This window comes from Acidobacteriota bacterium (assembly GCA_016716435.1).
In the GTDB taxonomy this organism is placed as follows: domain Bacteria; phylum Acidobacteriota; class Blastocatellia; order Pyrinomonadales; family Pyrinomonadaceae; genus OLB17.
Genome location: JADJWI010000008.1, coordinates 187,465 through 205,756 on the forward strand (window position 1 = coordinate 187,465; position 18,292 = coordinate 205,756).

At 53.7% G+C, this 18,292-nt stretch carries 14 protein-coding genes and 1 pseudogene; 11 read left to right on the plus strand and 4 right to left on the minus strand.

From position 1 onward, the window contains the following. The first annotated feature begins 317 nt into the window (after window positions 1-317). From IPM21_12885 to IPM21_12910, 6 genes are all read left to right on the plus strand, one after another. Window positions 318-1,973 carry a beta-lactamase family protein gene (locus tag IPM21_12885; GenBank protein ID MBK9164776.1) on the plus strand — a complete coding sequence of 552 codons (1,656 nt, stop codon included), beginning with the start codon at window positions 318-320 and terminating at the stop codon, window positions 1,971-1,973. 24 nt (window positions 1,974-1,997) lie between these two features. Next, on the plus strand, window positions 1,998-3,362 hold the full coding sequence (locus IPM21_12890; GenBank protein ID MBK9164777.1) for a beta-lactamase family protein: 1,365 nt from the start codon (window positions 1,998-2,000) through the stop codon (window positions 3,360-3,362). 5 nt (window positions 3,363-3,367) lie between these two features. Further along, the gene (locus tag IPM21_12895; GenBank protein ID MBK9164778.1) at window positions 3,368-4,864 is read left to right on the plus strand and encodes an amidohydrolase family protein; all 1,497 of its coding nucleotides are present in this window, start codon (window positions 3,368-3,370) and stop codon (window positions 4,862-4,864) included. Next, window positions 4,861-6,240 (plus strand): dihydropyrimidinase, encoded by a 1,380-nt coding sequence (hydA, locus tag IPM21_12900; protein ID MBK9164779.1) that lies wholly within the window; start codon window positions 4,861-4,863, stop codon window positions 6,238-6,240. The genes IPM21_12895 and hydA overlap by 4 nt, the downstream gene beginning before the upstream one ends. Before the next feature lie 33 nt (window positions 6,241-6,273). Then, window positions 6,274-6,843: a hypothetical protein gene (locus tag IPM21_12905; protein MBK9164780.1), complete on the plus strand. Its 570-nt coding sequence runs from the start codon at window positions 6,274-6,276 to the stop codon at window positions 6,841-6,843. A gap of 68 nt (window positions 6,844-6,911) precedes the next feature. Next, window positions 6,912-7,739: a GNAT family N-acetyltransferase gene (locus IPM21_12910; GenBank protein MBK9164781.1), complete on the plus strand. Its 828-nt coding sequence runs from the start codon at window positions 6,912-6,914 to the stop codon at window positions 7,737-7,739. 62 nt (window positions 7,740-7,801) lie between these two features. Here the strand turns inward: IPM21_12910 and IPM21_12915 are convergent, their stop codons facing one another. The 4 genes from IPM21_12915 to IPM21_12930 form a co-directional block, all read right to left on the minus strand. After that, window positions 7,802-8,173 (minus strand): hypothetical protein, encoded by a 372-nt coding sequence (locus IPM21_12915; GenBank protein ID MBK9164782.1) that lies wholly within the window; start codon window positions 8,171-8,173, stop codon window positions 7,802-7,804. 139 nt (window positions 8,174-8,312) lie between these two features. Beyond that, window positions 8,313-9,020, minus strand: coding sequence for a hypothetical protein (locus IPM21_12920; protein ID MBK9164783.1), 708 nt, complete (start codon window positions 9,018-9,020; stop codon window positions 8,313-8,315). A gap of 30 nt (window positions 9,021-9,050) precedes the next feature. After that, window positions 9,051-9,434 (minus strand): argininosuccinate lyase, encoded by a 384-nt coding sequence (locus tag IPM21_12925; GenBank protein ID MBK9164784.1) that lies wholly within the window; start codon window positions 9,432-9,434, stop codon window positions 9,051-9,053. A 57-nt stretch (window positions 9,435-9,491) separates the two neighbouring features. After that, window positions 9,492-10,115 (minus strand): hypothetical protein, encoded by a 624-nt coding sequence (locus IPM21_12930; GenBank protein ID MBK9164785.1) that lies wholly within the window; start codon window positions 10,113-10,115, stop codon window positions 9,492-9,494. 261 nt (window positions 10,116-10,376) lie between these two features. Here IPM21_12930 and IPM21_12935 point away from each other — a divergent pair, with 261 nt between their 5' ends. The 5 genes and pseudogenes from IPM21_12935 (at window position 10,377) to IPM21_12955 (ending at window position 18,100) form a co-directional block, all read left to right on the plus strand. Next, window positions 10,377-10,952 (plus strand): sigma-70 family RNA polymerase sigma factor, encoded by a 576-nt coding sequence (locus IPM21_12935; protein MBK9164786.1) that lies wholly within the window; start codon window positions 10,377-10,379, stop codon window positions 10,950-10,952. A gap of 5 nt (window positions 10,953-10,957) precedes the next feature. After that, on the plus strand, window positions 10,958-13,639 hold the full coding sequence (locus tag IPM21_12940; protein ID MBK9164787.1) for a protein kinase: 2,682 nt from the start codon (window positions 10,958-10,960) through the stop codon (window positions 13,637-13,639). Window positions 13,640-13,893: 254 nt separating this feature from the next. After that, window positions 13,894-16,785, plus strand: coding sequence for a serine/threonine-protein kinase (locus IPM21_12945; protein MBK9164788.1), 2,892 nt, complete (start codon window positions 13,894-13,896; stop codon window positions 16,783-16,785). A 9-nt stretch (window positions 16,786-16,794) separates the two neighbouring features. After that, complete coding sequence (locus tag IPM21_12950; protein MBK9164789.1) at window positions 16,795-17,244, plus strand: BON domain-containing protein; 450 nt, start codon at window positions 16,795-16,797, stop codon at window positions 17,242-17,244. 31 nt (window positions 17,245-17,275) lie between these two features. After that, window positions 17,276-18,100 (plus strand): annotated as a pseudogene (locus tag IPM21_12955) (hypothetical protein). Window positions 18,101-18,292 lie beyond the last annotated feature (192 nt).

Here is an 18,292-nt window from a genome sequence, read left to right on the forward strand (position 1 = left end):
AAAAGTCGGAGATGAATGGACGTTAAGTTTGTAGAATGTAGGAGCCATGGGGAATCGAGACCCGCTTTTCTATGTGTGCATCTTCTAGCGGAATTTAATGTCGGTTGGAATGAACCTGAAGAGTACGACAAAGAAGAAGACGACGATTTCTTTGGGTGCATCAATGCCTGGTGCGACCAGTGCGAGAAAAAAGCAATTGAAACGGGTGGTTGGAACGAAGAGTCGGAAGCCTTTGCGGACATACGACTCGCGTGTGAGCACTGTGCACTCAGGATCAAGAGCCGTAATCTTCCATAGCGTTCAGATACGATATTTTTATGCGAAAGACCCTCTTAAGTGGTTTGCTGATAATTTTATGCTTTGCGTCGGTCACCCGATCCCAAACTCTCGACAGAGTTAAGGTAGTCTCCGGCACCGAGCGGGCATTCGATAAGGCGGCGAAGACGAATCCGATGCTTGCTCCGGGCTGTGCGGTTGGGGTTTCGCTCGATGGCGAGAGCGTTTTTGAAAAGGCTTTCGGTCTCGCTGAGATGGAGCACAGCGTACCTAACACGCCGAACACTGTCTTCGAATCGGGTTCTGTTGCAAAGCAGTTCGTCGCAGCGGCCCTTGTACTGCTACAGCAGGAAGGCAAGCTAAACCTCGATGACGACGTCCGAAAATACGTGCCTGAGCTGCCCGATTACGGTTCGAAAATGACCATCCGCCATCTGCTCAACCATACCGCGGGCCTTCGCGATTGGGGTGCGGTGATGGCACTTACGGGCGTTGGACGCGGCGACCGCGTCATCTCACAGGAGGTCGCGCTTGATATCGTGTTTAGACAAAAAGGCCTCGATTTCAAACCCGGCGCCGAGTATTCCTATTCGAACAGCGGATATCAACTTGCGACGCTCATCGCCGAGCGTGTTTCGAAACAAAAGCTGCCCGTCTTTATCGACGAACGCTTCTTCAAGCCGCTCGGCATGAAAAACAGTTCGTGGCGCGACGACTATCAACGTCTCGTACCGGGGCGTGCGCAAGGCTACTCGCGTCAGGGTGCGAATGCTCCGTGGCGACTCGATATGCCGATCATGAGCGTATACGGAAACGGCGGCATGCTGACAACCGTCGGCGACTGGCTGAAATGGAACGCGATGCTGGATTCCGCGTCGATGGGCAAACCGCTTGTCGATGCGCTTGAAACTCAGGGCGTGCTTAACGATGGACGAAAGATCGAATATGCACTTGGCTTGAATGTCAGCACCTATCGCGGCATGCGAGATGTATCGCACGGCGGTTCGACCGCCGGTTACCAGACGTTTCTCGCTCGATACCCGGACCAGAAAGTTTCGGTCGCGGTGCTTTGCAATGGTACAAGTCCAAGTGCCGGCCGGATCGCAGCCGACGTCACCGACGAGATCTTTGGCCCCTTTCCTCAGCAGCCTACGGATACGGCTCGGGCGGCAACCATCGCCCCCGAAACTTTGCAAAAGTATGTCGGTCTCTGGCGGAACGAGCGAACACGCTACCCGAGCCGAACGACACTCGAGAATGGCAAACTCTTGCTCAACGGCCGCCCGCTCACCCCGCTTCCGGATGGCTCGTTTCAATACGGACCGAGCAAGGTCTCATTCAAGCTTGCCGCTGGCGGAAAGCCCGACTACGCTGAGGTCGACACCAACGGCGACGTCGTTCGCCATGTGTTCGAGGAAGCGTGGACACCGTCGGCCAACGAGCTATCGGCCTTCGCAGGCGTTTGGCACAGCGAGGAAGCCGAAGCGTCTTTCATATTTGTGGTCGAGGATGGAAAAGCCTTTTTAACACAGCGCCCGACCACGAAACTCCCGCTTACCCCGCTCTACAAGGACCATTTCAGTATCGGCGGCGTCAATGCGGTCGCGTGGGTCATCCGCGATAGGGAAGGAAAGATCGTTGATCTTCATGTTGGCGGGTCGCGAATGCGGGATATGCCGTTCACCCGGGTCAAGTAAAATATGAAATTAAAAGGTCTAGTCTTGTTTTCTCTCATTGTCGGTATCGCTTCATTTGCGGCCCAAGCTCAGGCAACGGCCGAGGCTGCGGTTGACGCTTTTGTTAAAGCCGAAATGGAGCGGAAGAAGATCCCCGGAGTTTCGGTCGCGGTCATCAAGGATGGCAAGCCGCTTGTAGTAAAGGGTTACGGCCTCGCGAACATCGAGCATAACGTGCCGGTCAAGCCGGAGACGATCTTCCAATCGGGCTCGGTCGGGAAGCAGTTCACGGCATTCGCGATAATGCTGCTGGTCGATGAGGGAAAGATCGGCCTGGACGACAAGATCGGCAAGTATCTCGGCGAAGTGCCGGAATCCTGGGCGAATGTTACCGTCCAACATCTGCTGACGCACACGGGCGGCTTTACCGACTACTCGAGAGGCTTCGACTTTCGAAAAGACTACACCGAGGATGAGTTGCTCAAGATCATCAAGGAAACTCCGCTCGCCTTTGCTCCGGGTGAGAAGTGGCAATACAGCAATTTTGGTTACGTAACACTCGGCATCATCATCCGGAAAGTGACCGGGAAATTTTACGGCGACTTTCTGACCGAGCGTGTGTTCAAACCGCTCGGGATGACGACGGCACGGGTGATAAGCGAGAGCGATATCGTACCGAACCGTGCCGCGGGTTACGTGCTCCGCAACGGCGAGGTGAAAAATCAGGAATGGGTTTCCCCGGTGCTGAACACGACCGCCGACGGTGCCTTGTATTTTTCTGTGCTCGACATGATCCGTTGGGAAGAGGCACTTGCCGGACGAAAGCTTTTGAGCAAGGCCGCCTACGACCAGATGTGGACGCCGGTCAAGCTCAATGACGGCCGCGAGCGGCGGTACGGGTTCGGTTGGGCGCTTCGGGACGTAAACGGCTTTAAGGTCATCGAGCACGGCGGGGCTTGGCAGGGATTTAAGTCGTTCATCGCCCGTTACCCGGACCGCGGGCTTACGGTCATCGCCCTCGCGAATTCGGAGAACGCAAACCCGGCCCGGCTCGGCAATGGGATAGCAGAGGCTTTCGATTCGGCAGTAAAGCCGAAGACGATCAAAGACCCGGAGCCCGAGCGAACCGCAGGCTTCCGAAAGGTCATTGAAGACATCTTAGCCGGAAAGCCGGACGAGAAGCGGTTCTCGCCACGGCTTTTTCGGGCCCTAAGCGATCCGAACGACCGATTGATCGCATATTTGAAGACGATCGGCCCGATCACGAAGTTCGAACTTCTGGAACGAACCGATATCGGCGAGGTGGTGCTATACAAATATGCTGTGGAATTTGAAAGCATGAACGTCATAGTCGAGATCGGCGAGGACAAGAAGGGTATTATTGGCTACCTAGAACTTCAACCGGAGTAAAAACTATGAGATTCATATCGGTATTGACGCTCCTGCTACTTTGTTTGACAGTCACGTCGTCGCAGATCTCACCAAGCCGACCGGTCCAGCCGGTCGTCTTTCAGAACGTCACCGTGATCGACATGGAAAGCGGTCTAGCCATTCCTGGCTTGTCCGTCGTGGTTGAAGGAAACCGCATTTCTGCCGTCGCCAAAACGCCGCGGATCCCGGAAAAGGCTCAGGTTATCGATGCCACCGGGAAGTTCCTGATCCCCGGTATGTGGGATATGCACAGCCACAGTCTGGACCGTTGGGCGTGGTCATCGCTGCTCAACATCGCGAACGGTGTGACCGGTGTCCGCGATCCCGGAGCGATCATGCCGTCCGGTGAAATTACAAAACTGCGCGATGACGTAGAGCAAGGCAAAGTTTTCGGCCCAAGATTTGTCGCGAGCGGACGGCAATTTGACGGTTCACCCAAAAGCCGAGCGAGCTACATTGAAACCAACACCGCCGATGAAATTCGCAACGAGATCAAGAAGCGGAAAGAATTCGGAATGGATTTCATAAAGATCTATACTCGTCTTTCTCGCGAAGTCTTCTTTGCAGCAGCGGATGAAACGAAGCGATCGGGAATCCCGCTCGATGGGCACGTTCCCCTTTCCCTTACCGCCGTCGAGGCTTCCGACGCCGGAATGAGGAGCATCGAGCATTCGTACCGTCACCGGATGGCGTGTGCGACCGCTGAGACTGAAATTCGTGAAATATTATTGAAGCAATTCAATTTAGGCAATGATGACCCAAAGGCCTACTGGCTCAATGAGGAAAAAGCGTTTTTGCTCGGCCTGAACACCTACAGCTCTGAAAAGTGCGTCGAATTGGGAAAGAAATTTGCCCGGAACGGAACTTGGTTCGTCCCTACATTGGTCGAAATGCAGACCCGGTTCAGGAACGAATATTGGGAAGGGCCGGAGTTTTCAGAACGCTTCAAGGATCCGCGGCTTCGCTTTGTTCCCAAGGCAAAGCTGCAGACGTGGCGCGAAAATATCCAGTGGGATGTCGGTTTCGTTAGCGGTCAAATGGTTTACGGCAACCGCGGCGAGGACGCGATCTTGAGCGAGCGGCGGCGCGAATTTGCAAACCGTATCAAAATGCCAGCGGACCTTCATCGCGGCGGCGCCAAAATACTTGCGGGAACCGACGCCGACTCCAACTTTGCGTTTTTGTTTTTTGGATTTAGCCTACACGACGAGCTCGAACTGTTGGTGAAGGGCGGGCTTTCCCCGCTCGAAGCTTTGCGGTCGGCGACCTTGAATCCCGCAATATTTCTCAAACGAGAGAAGGAACTTGGAACTATCGAAGCAGGAAAACTTGCTGATCTCGTTCTGCTAGATGCGAATCCGCTCGAGGATATCAGGAACACAAAAAAGATCAACGCAGTCGTCGTGAACGGAAAGTACTTGCCGAAAGCCGAGTTGGACAAGCTATTGGAGGATGCGGAAAGCATCGTGATGAAGCTATGAAGACACTGATCACAAATGGCCGGGTTGTCACTGCGGTTGATGATTACGTCGCGGATATTTTTATCGACGGTGAGACGGTGACGACAATTGGAAAGTCACTTGATATCGAGGCGGATGTTGTTATTGATGCCTCGGGGAAGCTTGTCATTCCCGGCGGGATCGATCCGCATACGCATATGGAGCTGCCGTTTGGCGGGACGTATTCGTCGGACGATTTCTTTACCGGAACGCGGGCGGCGGCGTTTGGCGGGACGACGACGATCATCGATTTTGCGGTGCAGACGAAAGGCGAATCGATGACCTCGGGCGTCGATGCCTGGCACAAAAAGGCCGAGGGCAAGACGGCGATCGACTATGGGTTTCATCTGATCACGACCGTGTTCGAAGACGGGAACGAGCGAGAGATGTACTCCTTGATGGACGAGGGCATCACGTCGTTCAAGTTGTTCATGGCGTATCCGGGCGTGTTTTTGGCGGACGACGCGACGATCTTTCGGGCTATGTCGGCGGCAGGACAGCGAGGCGGCCTCATTTGTATGCACGCGGAAAACGGCATCGTCATCAACGAGATCATCAAGCGATTTCTTGCGGACGGCCGGACCGCTCCTAAGTATCACGCTTTGACGCGGCCGACCATCGCAGAGGCTGAGGGCGTTCACCGTGCGATCGCAATTGCCGAAATGGCGGAATCGCCGGTTTACATTGTTCATCTAAGCTGCACCGATGCTTTGAATCAGGTGCGACAAGCAAGAGACCGCGGAATTGCGGCTTTTGCGGAGACGTGTCCGCAGTATCTTTTCCATTCGATCGAAGATTACGGCGATGGGTGGGACGGTGCGAAGTATGTGATGACTCCGCCGCTTCGCGAAAAGCACAACTGCGCTGACCTTTGGACCGGCCTCAAGATGGACGACCTGCAAGTGATCTCGACCGACCACTGCCCGTTCTGCATGAAGGAGCAAAAGGAGTTGGGCAAAGATGATTTCACAAAGATCCCGAACGGTGCCCCGGGCGTAGAGAATCGCCTCGCCCTCATCTACAACGGCGGTGTTGTCGAGAACCGCATCTCGCTCAACCGCTTTGTTGAACTGACATCGACCGCGGCCGCGAAGATGTTCGGGATGTTCCCAAAGAAAGGCACGATCGCCGTCGGTTCGGATGCCGACATCGTCATTTTCGACCCAGATGGTGAAACCACCTTCGGCGTCGAACACGAGCATATGAACGTCGATTATTCGTCTTACGAAGGCTGGAAAATCAAAGGAAAGGTCGAGACCGTCCTCTCTCGCGGCCGCGTCGTTATCCAAAACGGCGAACACTCCGGCAAACAAGGTTACGGACAGTTCATCAAACGCGGCGAATGTGTAAAGATCTGATTCGGTCGCCAAAGAAGCAACTAGATTTTGCCATTGAAGAAATTCATTTCAAAAATCGGCTTGTATTCGATAATCGGCATTTTTGTAGTTCCGTTTTCCATCGTTTCGCATGAGCTGGGACATTTTTTGGCCTACATCGGTTTTGGGGTCGAAGGTGTGGTGCTGCGTTCGGCGTCGGTCTCGGCCGACAAGTCCGCGTTGACGAGCGGCCAAGTCGCGTTCGCAGCGGCAGTCGGACCGGTAATTACATACGTATCGCTAGTTGCTGCCGGGGTTTTACTCAGATACAAGTATCTTCCGTTTCTAGTGATAATAGGCCTGGCCGCCCCGCTTGGGCGTATCGTGAATTTCGTTTACATCTACCTGCGAGCCGCCGGCTATCAGCCGAATCCGAATTTCGATGAGTTCAATTTTGCGAGGGCGGTCGGGATCGACCCGCTCTTTGTTGCGATACCGACCGCGGTTGCGGTGATCGTCGCCATTGCATATTTTGGTCGGAGAGCTTTCAAACATGGTGGATGGCTTGAACTAGCGATGACCGTAGTAGGTGTAGCTGTCGGGCTGGGCGTATGGCTTTTCGTAGGGCCGAGGCTACTGCCGTGAAGTGATACGGTGGGCGTCGGTCGCTTTTTCGTGGCAATCGTGCCTACCAAATGCAGAATAATCGGGTTATGAAAACGTTCGTTGACCGCTCGTTCTCTCGGAAATTAGAACGCACAGAGGCTCGGGTCAATGCAGATTTTGTCGAAACGCGTGCACGGCTTGATCCGGATAGCGGTGCGGCGTGGATCGAGGTCGGCGGGACATTTGCGATGTTCGACGGTACCGAATCTCCGCTCACGCAAACATTTGGCCTAGGCGTTTTTGAAGAAGCGACGTCGGAGCACTTGGAAAGAATCGAAGATTTCTACAGAGAACGTGGGGCTCCGGTATTTCACGAAGTAAGCCCGATGGCCGATCCGTCGCTGTTGACGCTTCTTGGTGATCGCGGCTATCGGCCGGTCGAACTGACGAGCGTTATGTATCGCGAACTGGCTGCCGAAACGGTCGTCCAGAAGCCGCGATCGCCTTCATTGTTGACACGCGTTATTGGCCCGGACGAGGTTGACCTTTGGGCGAGAACCTCGGCCAGTGCGTGGGCGACTGAGGATGAAGGCCTTGCAGATTTTATGTTCAATTTCGGGCAGATCAGCGCCCAATGTAAAGGCTCTTACCCGTATCTTGCCGAACTCGGCGGCCGAGCTATCGCGACGGGAATGCTTTTTATCTATGACAGTGTGTGCATGCTCGCGGGGGCTAGTACGATCCCCGATGCTCGAAACCAGGGGGCCCAAACCGCCTTGCTCGAAGACCGTCTTTCGTTTGCCGCATCGCAAGGCTGTTCGCTTGCGATCATGGGAGCGGCACCGGGCAGCCAGTCGCAGCGAAATGCACAGAAGAACGGATTCAATATTGCGTATACTCGAACGAAATGGCAATTGTTCAGAGGACCGACGTGAGTTGAAACACGTCCACCGCCGAGTACGAAGCAGCCGGGTTAGTTTTGAAACCTAGCGTCCGATCAGTTGATTGCGACGAAAAGTGAGTAGTTGGCCGCGTAATTATTGCTGTTGTTTACGGTAATGATGTAATCGTCTGTCGAGTTACACTCGATCGTTATCCCGGTTCCTACTTCATTCCCGCCGATGTCGAGCCACACATTTCCGGTCGATCTAACGCGGACGGTGAGCATCTGTCCGGCCCTGGCACCGACAACGTATGAGCGGCTGTATCCGCCGGAAAGATTGCCGTTAACCGTTGCCGAGGAAGCTCCGCGGGCAAAACGGATCCGGGTTTGAGCCGAGGCCGGCAAGTTCATCGTTCCGATCAGCATTGCAACTGCAAAGGCCTGAACTAATAATGCCTTAGGTGTGAATCTTATAATGTTTCGCATAATTCTACTTCTCCTGTTGTGCCGCTCTTACGCGGCAGCCGTGGCTGCGTGCGGCAAATTTTAACGCCAGTTACTTTGACGGTTCGGAGAATTAAAAAGCGGAACGATAAGAACGTCTTGTCGTTCCGCTCTTTGCCTCTTAATTGCCTCCGCTCCACATCTCGAAGCTGCCCCAGATCGCATCGATGATGCTCTCGTTGGCTGCGAAACGAGCTTCTTCGGTGCCGAGGATCATCACGTAGTTATCAGTGATGTCGGTGCCGACAAGTATTCTGAGCTTGCCCTTGCCGCGTGAAGGATGGATGGTTGTCGCATCCGCAACGGCATAGTCTCCGCCTTCTGCCTTGAGGTCTCCGGGCGTCACCTGCTGCCCAAGAGCCTCAAGGAACTCGACCGCATCAGCCAGCAGATCTTCCTTCGTTCGCGTCTTGTCTTTGTAGGCAAGAACGAAAATGTCGATCTCGGAAGGTGCGGGCGTAGTCGCCGCAAAAACGTCTATGCCTTCGACCGTTTCGCTTTCGCCCTCAGAGCCTTCCGGCAGTGAGAATCCGTATCCCTTTGCATCGTCATAGATATAGATCCAGTCCGAAGGGACCGGGTTGTTCTTGCTCGCGGTCTTCGCTGTTCCGTCGGCAGGTTTGGCCTCACCCTTCAGTTTGGGCTTTGCTGAACTATCCGTTTTGGCGGTGTTTCCGCTATTGGTGTTCGAAGCGGCCGGTTTGGCTGAATTTGCCGTGTTCGCCGCTGTGTTGCTGTTTGCCATATCGGTGCCTACCGAAAATGAGCAGCCGATCGTGTTCATCCCGAATGCCGCTATCGCGACCATTCCAATTAGTTTTTTCTTCATCATCTCTCCTGTATCTGTTTCGATCTGCCGCTATTCCACCACGGCCGTTGGTTTCTTGTTGCGGTAGTAAAGCGTCACCTTTGAGATCTCGAGTAGGTTAAGCCGTTCCCACTCGATATAGTTGCCTTCATCATCCTCGATCCGGATGTCCCAGAGCTTGGCTCGTTCCCTTATCGAAAAAAAGACATCAAGCTCCTCGCCGGAAAGAAGTGTGTCAGCTCCGAGAATGTCCTCACCCCAGTCGTTTGAACTATGCGGCGAAACATAGAGGGCATAGATCTCGACGCCGGTCCGATTCACAAGAGTGAAGTCCTGTCTACCCTGTGCCGATGCTTCCGTGGTTCCGATGCCCGGGATGCACATAAACCCAAGCACCAATGCGGCAAATATTGTCAATCGCGTTAAATTTCTCATCCTGTTCTCCTTTACGTTCTATTCTTTTTCTTTTCAATCCGCTCGGGCCACTTCCGGTTAGCGGTGGATCCAAACAACACCGTCGGACCACGTGATGCGCGATCCATCAGCCGAAAGTTTTCCATTCTGGGTCGCGAAATCAAGGGCTCGGACGTTGCTGCCTTTGATCGTTCCTCGCGATCGGGTCGATCCGCCTTTTGCGTCGGTGATGGTAAGATTGGCTCCATTCTGCCGGATCGACCATACATACGGCGATCTGGTCCCGTCGTCATAGTAGCCGTCCCAAGTTCCCGCGACATCCGCTACGAACTCATCAAAAATGGCCGTCGCTTTGCCGTTCTTGTAATAGAGCGAGACGGAATAGATCTCCCGAAGATTTAGCCGGTCCCATTCGATAGAGTTGCCGTCGCTGTCCTCGATGCGGAGGTCCCAGAGCCTGGCAGTCTCCCGGCGGGCAAGTACGATCCCGAGATCGTCGCCGATGTCTAAAACGTCGGCTCCAAGAATGTCTTCGCCCCAGTCTTTTGCGTTGTGCGGCGTCACATAGAGAGCGTTGATAACAACATTGGTCTTGTTCACTACGATGAACGTGTGTTCCGACCGTTGAGCTGTAAGTTCCGCAGCACTGAAAACCAGAGCGATCAAGCCAATGGCCAGCATGCGTGAAAATAGTCCTTTCATTTCGTATCTCCTTTGTTTTGAATGGTTAGAATGTTGTTATCGTGACAGGCAGCTGTTCATTGTTCGGGCGTTCCGCACCCGGATGAAGCGGCTTCGACGTTATCAGCCAAGCCTAAGCTTCCCGCTGAAACAAAGGTACTGACGCGAATTCATTCCCTGCCGATACAAACGAGAAAAGGGAGCGAAAAGTGTAATGGGCTGTAGGTTTTTTTTTCGCAGGTTTGGGTCTATACTAACGCTACTCTTCTCGCCGTAAATTCTATGCATCAAGGCAGTTCGCAGCAGATTAGTGTCCTTCTTTCTGAGTGGGGCGACGGGGACACGGCTGCGCTTGAGCAATTGATGCCGCTTGTTTACGACGAGCTGCGTAAAATGGCCCGCCACCACATGCGGCGCCAACCGGTTGGACACACATTTCAGACTACCGACCTGATTCACGAGGCCTATCTCAAGCTGGCTAACCGCGAAGGAGCCGGCTGGCAGAATCGTGCTCATTTCTTTGCTGTTGCATCCACGGCAATGCGGCACATTTTGGTTGACTATGCCCGATCCAAGCAGAGCCAAAAACGCGGCGGTTGGCAGGAAAGGGTTACGCTCAATGACGATTTTGCGGCCGCCGAAGAACAGGCAAAAGAGATCCTTGCTCTTGACGACGCGTTACAGCAACTTGCAAAGCTCGATGACCGGAAAAGCCGGATAGTTGAGATGAAATATTTCGCCGGCATCACCAATGACCAGATCGCCGAAGTGCTGAAGGTTTCACCTGAGACGGTAAAACGAGACTGGCGATTTGCACGGACATGGCTGCTTCGTGAGCTTGGCGTCCAGAAGCCCTGAGACAAATGGATTCGGACCAACTAGGTAAAATCGAAAAGATCTTTCACGCCGCATTAGAAGTGCCGGCCGACGAGCGGGCTTCATTTCTTAGTCATGAATGCGGCGGTGACGATCAACTTCGCCGCGAGATCGAGTCTCTTCTCGAGTTTGAATCAACGGCCGAGCATTTTCTGGACGAGGCCCCGACAGTTCTTGCGGCGGAGATGTTGGCAGAAAGGACGTCGCCGAAAAAGCTCGTCGGGAAAACCATTCTTCATTACAAAATAGTTCAACTGCTCGGCGTCGGCGGAATGGGCGAGGTTTATCTCGCCGAAGACTCGCGACTGAACCGAGCGGTCGCACTAAAGCTGTTTCCCGATATGTTTTCGGGTGACCGGGGCCGAATGGAGCGATTCGTCCTCGAGGCCAGATCAGCTTCCGGGCTCAATCATCCGAACATAATCACGATTCACGAGATCGGCGAATCCGAAGGCAGAAAGTTCATCGCGACGGAGTTTGTTGAAGGGGAAACTCTTAGAGAACTGGTCGCCACGGGGAAGCTTTTGCTCGCATCGACGCTCGACATCGCGATCCAGGTGGCTTCCGCTTTGGAGAAAGCTCATTCGGTCGGCATCGTGCACCGCGACATAAAGCCGGACAACATAATGGTCCGACCGGATGGGCTTGTTAAAGTGCTTGATTTTGGCGTTGCTAAGCTGATGGAACGGGCCGAAGTGGAGGGTCCAATCGAGTCCGACATGTCCGCATTGCAAAACGGCGACGGAACGATCGCAGGTTCAATTATCGGAACGCCCAATTACATGTCCCCCGAGCAAGCTCGCGGCGACGACATTGATCCGAGATCCGATATCTTCAGCTTTGGCTCGGTCCTTTACGAAATGCTGAGCGGCAATAAAGCATTTTCCGGCAGCGATGCATCCGAAGCGCTCGAGACCATTCTTCATAAACATCCGATACCGTTTTCGGAGGCGGCTCCGGCCGTTCCCCGGACCATCGCGGCGATAGTGAATAAGTGCCTGAAGAAGCAGCCCGAGGAACGTTATCAGCAGGTCGGAGAGGTTCTGGCCGATCTTCGAGCGGAGCGGCGGAGACTTGAGTTCGACGACATAGAAACAAACGTTACTCGTGAAGATCTGACGGCCGTAGTAACACAAAATTTATCGGCAAGTTCCATGGGTGCTTCGAGACCGACACGCCGACATTTGTATGCTGCCGGTTCAATGATGATGTTGCTCATCGCGCTGAGTTCGTTCGCCGCGTACAGATACCTTACGAACACGACGGAGATCCAGTCCATTGCCGTGATTCCATTTGCTAATGCAAGCGGGGACCCTGAGATGGATTACCTCTCGGACGGTATGACCGAGAATCTGATCCGCAGCCTTTCGACCCTTCAGGGCCTATCTGTAAAGGCGCGAAGTACGGTTTTTACTTATAAGGGTAAAGATGTCCCGCCCAAGACGATCGGAGAGGAACTGAATGTCGCCACGGTATTATTTGGACGGCTGGAGCAAAGCGAAGACGGGTTAAGATTGGGGCTGGAATTGGTAGAAACAGCGACACAGAACGTGCTTTGGTCAGCGGAATATTCTCGAGAGCTTGATGATCTTATTCTTCTCCAGCGGGATGTCGCCCGCGATGTTTCGGGCCGATTGCGGCCTCAATTGACGGCAGTTGATCGGTCCCGGGTCGCTCAAAACTATACGACCAACTCGGAAGCGCAGCAACTCTATCTCAAAGGGCGTTTTCACTGGAACAAACGGACCGTTTCAGATTTCGAAAAAGCTATTGTGTACTTTGACCAGGCAGTCGAAAAGGACCCAAATTATGCTCTAGCGTATGCCGGAACTGCCGACACTTACGCACTGATGCCGTTATACGGCAACTACCATCCTCTCGAGTACATTCCAAAGGCCAAGCAAGCGGCGCTGAGGGCGCTCCAACTCGACGAGGATCTGGCGGAAGCTCACGCATCGCTCGGCTACATCATCACGACCCATGAATATGATTGGGACAGCGCGGAAAAGGAGTATCTCAGAGCACTCGAACTGCGTCCCAATTACGCCACAGCGCACCAATGGTACGCCGAGCACCTAGCCTTTCGTGGCCGGACCGAAGAGGCATTGGCCAATATCTCAATAGCTTTGGAACTCGATCCTTTCTCGCTCGTCATTAACCGAATGAAGGGCAACATTCTTGGTTTTGCGGGAAGGGATGACGAGGCGATCGAGCAGCTTACTAAGACCATTGAACTCTATCCGGAAAGCCCGATCGTTCGATTTAATCTTGGCGAAGCCTACGCCGCCAAGGGGATGTATGCCGATGCGATCGAGCAGTTTCTGACTGGTTTTCGGCTGGACGGCAGAAAGGACTATGAGATCCGACGGTACGAGAATGCATTCAAGTTAAAGGGTTGGAAGGGGTTTTGGATGGAGTATCTGGCAAGCCTGATAACTCTACAAGATGCCCTCGTTAATGCAGACAAGCCGATATATTTTGACAATGAAAGCCTGGCCTATGCCTATGCCGCAACCGGTAATAAAGAAAAGGCTCTTGAATACCTTTTCAAGGCATATGAAGCCCGCGACCCGCTCCTCGTTACAATTCGGACCTCAGAGGTTTACGATTTCCTCAGAGATGACCCGCGTTATTTGGAACTGACCGCAAAGATCGGCCTGCCGAGGTAGTCCGTCAGGCGACATGATGATCTGATCAAAAGGCGAGGTTCAATTGAGCGGGTCGCCGCCCCGGATCAGTGCCACGAGCGGCACGAGCAAGGCGACCGGACACAGTTCGTTTCATCTGACACAGTTCAATTTGGGACAAGTGTGTGCAACAATTGAGCCGTTTCACCTGTTGAACCCTACATATGACGGACGGGCCGACAATCGAGAAAAGCGTCGGACACTATCAGATCCTTTCAAAGATCGGAGAAGGCGGCATGGGTGAAGTGTATCTTGCACGCGATAGTCGTCTGGATCGAAACGTCGCGCTCAAGCGGCTCGGTCGCGAATTCTCTGCAGATAAAGAAAGGCTAGAGCGCTTTATTTCAGAGGCTCGAGCGACATCTTCATTGAATCATCCGAATATCTTTACGATCTTTGAGGTACTCGAGGACGGTGGCGAACGTTACATTGTTGGGGAACTCGTCGAGGGACGGACTCTTAAGGAACTAATGCGGGATGACCCACCCGGGTTGAACGCGGCCTTGGATATCGCGATCCAGATCGCCTCTGCTTTAGATGCCGCCCACAAACTTGGGATCGTTCATCGCGATATCAAACCGGCGAACATAATGGTGCGACAGGACGGTATCGTTAAGGTTGTTGATTTTGGGATCGCCAAGATCCGGCCAAATTTCTCGACTGAACAGACCGACCCGGAGATGCCAACGGTTCCGATGGGCAGTACGCAGCCCGGGATGATGATCGGGACGCCGAAATATATGTCACCGGAACAAGCCCGAGGACATGCGGTCGATCCTCGCAGCGATATTTTTAGCCTAGGGATCGTTCTATACGAGCTTTTTTCCGGCGTGCGGCCATTCTCGGGTGAGGAGGCAGTGGACCTCATCAGTTCGATAATCAAAGATGATCCGCCTTCAATGCTTGCTTACGTCGCGGAATTGCCGAAACAGCTAGATCGAATTGTTGAGAAGGCGTTGCGCAAAGAACGTGAGCAGCGGTACCAGAACATTCGCGATCTCCAGCTTGACCTTGAGGATCTCCGTGACGAGATCAAATATCAGGCAAGGGCGAATCGCCTGTCGGAGTCGACCGCTCAACAGGCTGTTCATTCGACAGAAACGGGTTCTAGCCCTTCGACGTCCACTTTGCCGGCATCAATTGTTACAACGCGGCGGTTCACGGTGCTGCATGCGTTGCTCTTCGCCGCGGGGCTTGTTTTGATCGGAGGCCTGTTCTGGTACTTTGGCCTTTTCGCCGGGACTGATAGGCTGACGCCGGATTCGTTCGTTTCGAGCGAGGTCGCAAATTGGGTGAGCGCTCCGGGCGAATTATTCAGCAGTGCGAAGTTTTCTCCGGACGGAAAGATGATCGCGTTCTCGTCCACACGGTCGGGGAGTAAGGATATTTGGGTAACGCAGTCTGGTTCTGTCGATTCTATACCGGTTACGAACGACGAATTCTCTGACCGCGATCCGGTCTGGTCGCCAAAAGGCGACGAGGTCGCCTATTTTTCAGAACGACCGATCGCCCCGGGCCAAGCTGTTTCGTTTGGCATCTGGCGTTCGCCGGCGCTAGGCGGAACGCCTCGTTCCGTTGCGGTGCTAACAGATCGCGGTGCTGAGATTCGCTCGTGGGGCCGCAGCGGCAAGATCTATTTTCAATCTAACGGTGATCTTTTCGCTCTTGATCTAGGCTCCAACCGGATAGAGAATGTGACAAACTTCGCCTCCGACCAGGTCCAGGTAACATTTGTGGATATCTCAGCGGACGAAACCGAGATCGCGTATGTCGTTGAGCGGGAAAGCAATTGGTCGATGTTTCGAAAAGTGATCGCTGGCGACCGTGAGGAAGCGGTCTTTGATTCAGAGGCCCGGATCGAGAGCTTTCATCTCTCTGATGATGGAGAGAAGATCTATTTCAGTTCGGTTGATAATGGTGCGAATCAGATCTTCGTTATCGACCGAAAGGCCAGCAAGCCGCAAAGGCTTACCGCGAGTGAGTCTGACAATGTGGTGCTCGACGTATCTTCGGACGGGAGATCGATACTTTACGGTTCGGTCAAAGAGGAATCATCTCTTTGGGGGGTTTCGCTCCTTAACGGCAAGGAAACAGCATTGGTTCGTGGACTGGACGTCTCGTTCTGGCCTGAAGTCTCCGGCGATGATTCTGCACTTGTGTTTCAGACGGCCCGAAACATGAACCGCGGCGATCGCCTTTACCGAACGACGATCAAGTCTATCGAGCTTAACGGGCCGCGTGCTGAGCCCAACGCAGTGGTCGTCGCTGAAAGTGGCGTTCTGCCGAAATGGTCGCCCGACGGCTCTACGATCGCGTTCATTCGGATCAACGGCCAAACGCGGGAATTGAGGATAGCAAATCGGAATGGAGGCAGTGAACGAGTGGTCGCCGCCGGAGGCGTTTCGGTTCCAGGCTACTCGGTGTCGCCGTATAACCCTATACAGAACAATTCGTTCGATTGGACCCGGGATAGCAAAGAGATCGTTTATCTTTCGGATCGTTCCGGGGCCTCAAATCTATGGACGGTTGGTGTGAACGGGACGGACGAACGTCAGGTAACCACTAATACTGACACCAAGGTGTCTTATTACTCGCCGATCTGGAACTCAGATGGAACTGCGATCGCATTTTCGGGCCAGGACCAGGCTATAAGCGAAAACGGCGAAAAGACTACGAGTCTGTTAGTGCTTGACCGTTCAACCCTTCGGCAAGAAAAGGTGTACAGTACAGTCGCTAGTTTGCGGCTTCTCGGATGGTCTGCGGGCGAGGATGCTCTGATAGCGGTCGAAACCGATTCCCGTTCGGGCCTTGCGAAAGAGGTCCGGCTTATCGAGATTCCATTGATTACCGGACGACCCAGACAGATATCTATCCTAGCGAATGCGTATTTCTATAATATTCTTCTAAGCCCGGATGGAAGAATGGCAGCGTACAGCGCCCGAAACGAGGATCTTGACGACATTTGGACGGTATCGCTCGACGGCGGTGAGCCGAAGCGAGCTACTAAGAACAATGACTCAAGCCTTAATATCTCAAGGCTTGCATGGCTTAACGACGGGAACGCTGTCGTATTTGGTAAGCAGTCGCGTTTCAGTTTGCTTTCGATGCTTACGTACAAGGAAAAGTAGAGGGAGAGAATGAAAATTAAACGACCGATCGAAATCATTTTGGCAATATGCTTCGGCCTTTTGCTCATGACAATTTCCGCCTACGAGCGGCCTGCCTACGCTCAATGCGAAGCCGTAACCGATGCTCAATTGGTCGAGGAGATCTATGCCAAGTTCAAGGCACATGGAGACCTTGCCGGGCAACTCTCGCACATCAATGTGATCTCCTTTAACCGCGTGATCAAGCTCCAGGGCTGGACCGACTCAAGGGGCGATTATAAAGACGCCTTCAATATCGTCGCTTCGACCAAGTGCGTAGTGATGATCAACGTTCAGAATTTCCGGGATTCCGAGCCCGCCCAGGGTGACAGCCTTAAACCAGGGGATGGTGGCTGCCAGGCCGGCACGAAACCGTGCGGTGATATTTGCATTCCCGAAGGAGATAGCTGCAATATATCCGGCCGGACGAAGAACGAGTAATACGAGACCATGGGAACTCTGATAGTTGCTTATGGATCAACGGTTCTTTTCGGATGTATAGCTTTCAAGATCGCTTGAGCGGACGGAGGCTCGGGCGAATTCCGACTTCGCTGAAACACGCGCCCGCCTTCATCGTGAGGGCGGTGCCGCGTGGATCGAGGTCGGTGGCGCCCATGCGATGTTTGATGGTGCTGAGTCGCCGCTGACGCAGACGTTCGGCCTCGGGAGTCTTCAGGAAGCGAAGGATGAGTATCTCAATGAGCCCGAAGCTTCCTTTAATGAGCGCGAGTCTCCGGTCTTTTACGACGTGAGTCCCATGGCGGATCCTTCGATCCTTACACTGCCTCGCGAACGGGCTTATCGGCCGATCGAGTTGACCTCGGTTCTTTATAGAGAGCTCAGCAGAGAGATCCCCGAGGGAGGAAGCCGGGACCCGGAGCTCACGACACGGGTGGTCGCCGACGACGAGGCCGACCTCTGGGCTCATACGTCTGCCGCCGGCTGGGCGACCGAAGACGAAGGACTGGCGGATTTCATGTTCAACTTTGGCCGCGTCAGTGCGAGATGCGATGGAGCGTTCCCATATTTGGCGGAACTCGCGGGCCGTCCCATCGCGACCGGAATGCTATTCATTTGTGGCGAAATGTGCATCCTAGCCGGTGCAAGCACCATCCCCGAAGGCCGCAACCGCGGGGAGCAGAACGTGCTTCTCAATGATCGTCTCCGGTTCGCTGCGGAACGCGGATGCAAACTGGCAATGATCGGAGCAGCTTTAGGTAGTCAATCGCAAAAGAACGCTCAGAAGAATGGATTTCAGATCGCCTGCACGCTCATCAAATGGCAGCTTTTTGACTGATTTGGGCTATACTAGCGGCGTTTAACCCTATGAAACGCTGTCCTCAATGTAGAAGAGATTATTACGACGACAGTTTGCGGTACTGTCTCGATGACGGAAATGCGCTTCTCGAGGCCGTCGTCGGCGAGGCCTCATTCGAGAGCATTATCCGGCGAGTCGACCCACGATTTAAGTAATTGATCAGGAAAGTCG

Bases quoted from the DNA above. Each gene is read 5' to 3' on its own strand.
- IPM21_12920 (MBK9164783.1), bottom strand. From the start codon at position 9,020: ATGAAGAAAAAACTAATTGGAATGGTCGCGATAGCGGCATTCGGGATG.
- hydA (MBK9164779.1), top strand. From the start codon at position 4,861: ATGAAGACACTGATCACAAATGGCCGGGTTGTCACTGCGGTTGATGAT.
- IPM21_12950 (MBK9164789.1), top strand. From the start codon at position 16,795: ATGAAAATTAAACGACCGATCGAAATCATTTTGGCAATATGCTTCGGC.
- IPM21_12925 (MBK9164784.1), bottom strand. From the start codon at position 9,434: ATGAGAAATTTAACGCGATTGACAATATTTGCCGCATTGGTGCTTGGG.
- IPM21_12930 (MBK9164785.1), bottom strand. From the start codon at position 10,115: ATGAAAGGACTATTTTCACGCATGCTGGCCATTGGCTTGATCGCTCTG.
- IPM21_12915 (MBK9164782.1), bottom strand. From the start codon at position 8,173: ATGCGAAACATTATAAGATTCACACCTAAGGCATTATTAGTTCAGGCC.
- IPM21_12935 (MBK9164786.1), top strand. From the start codon at position 10,377: ATGCATCAAGGCAGTTCGCAGCAGATTAGTGTCCTTCTTTCTGAGTGG.
- IPM21_12945 (MBK9164788.1), top strand. From the start codon at position 13,894: ATGGGTGAAGTGTATCTTGCACGCGATAGTCGTCTGGATCGAAACGTC.
- IPM21_12895 (MBK9164778.1), top strand. From the start codon at position 3,368: ATGAGATTCATATCGGTATTGACGCTCCTGCTACTTTGTTTGACAGTC.
- IPM21_12910 (MBK9164781.1), top strand. From the start codon at position 6,912: ATGAAAACGTTCGTTGACCGCTCGTTCTCTCGGAAATTAGAACGCACA.
- IPM21_12885 (MBK9164776.1), top strand. From the start codon at position 318: ATGCGAAAGACCCTCTTAAGTGGTTTGCTGATAATTTTATGCTTTGCG.
- IPM21_12940 (MBK9164787.1), top strand. From the start codon at position 10,958: ATGGATTCGGACCAACTAGGTAAAATCGAAAAGATCTTTCACGCCGCA.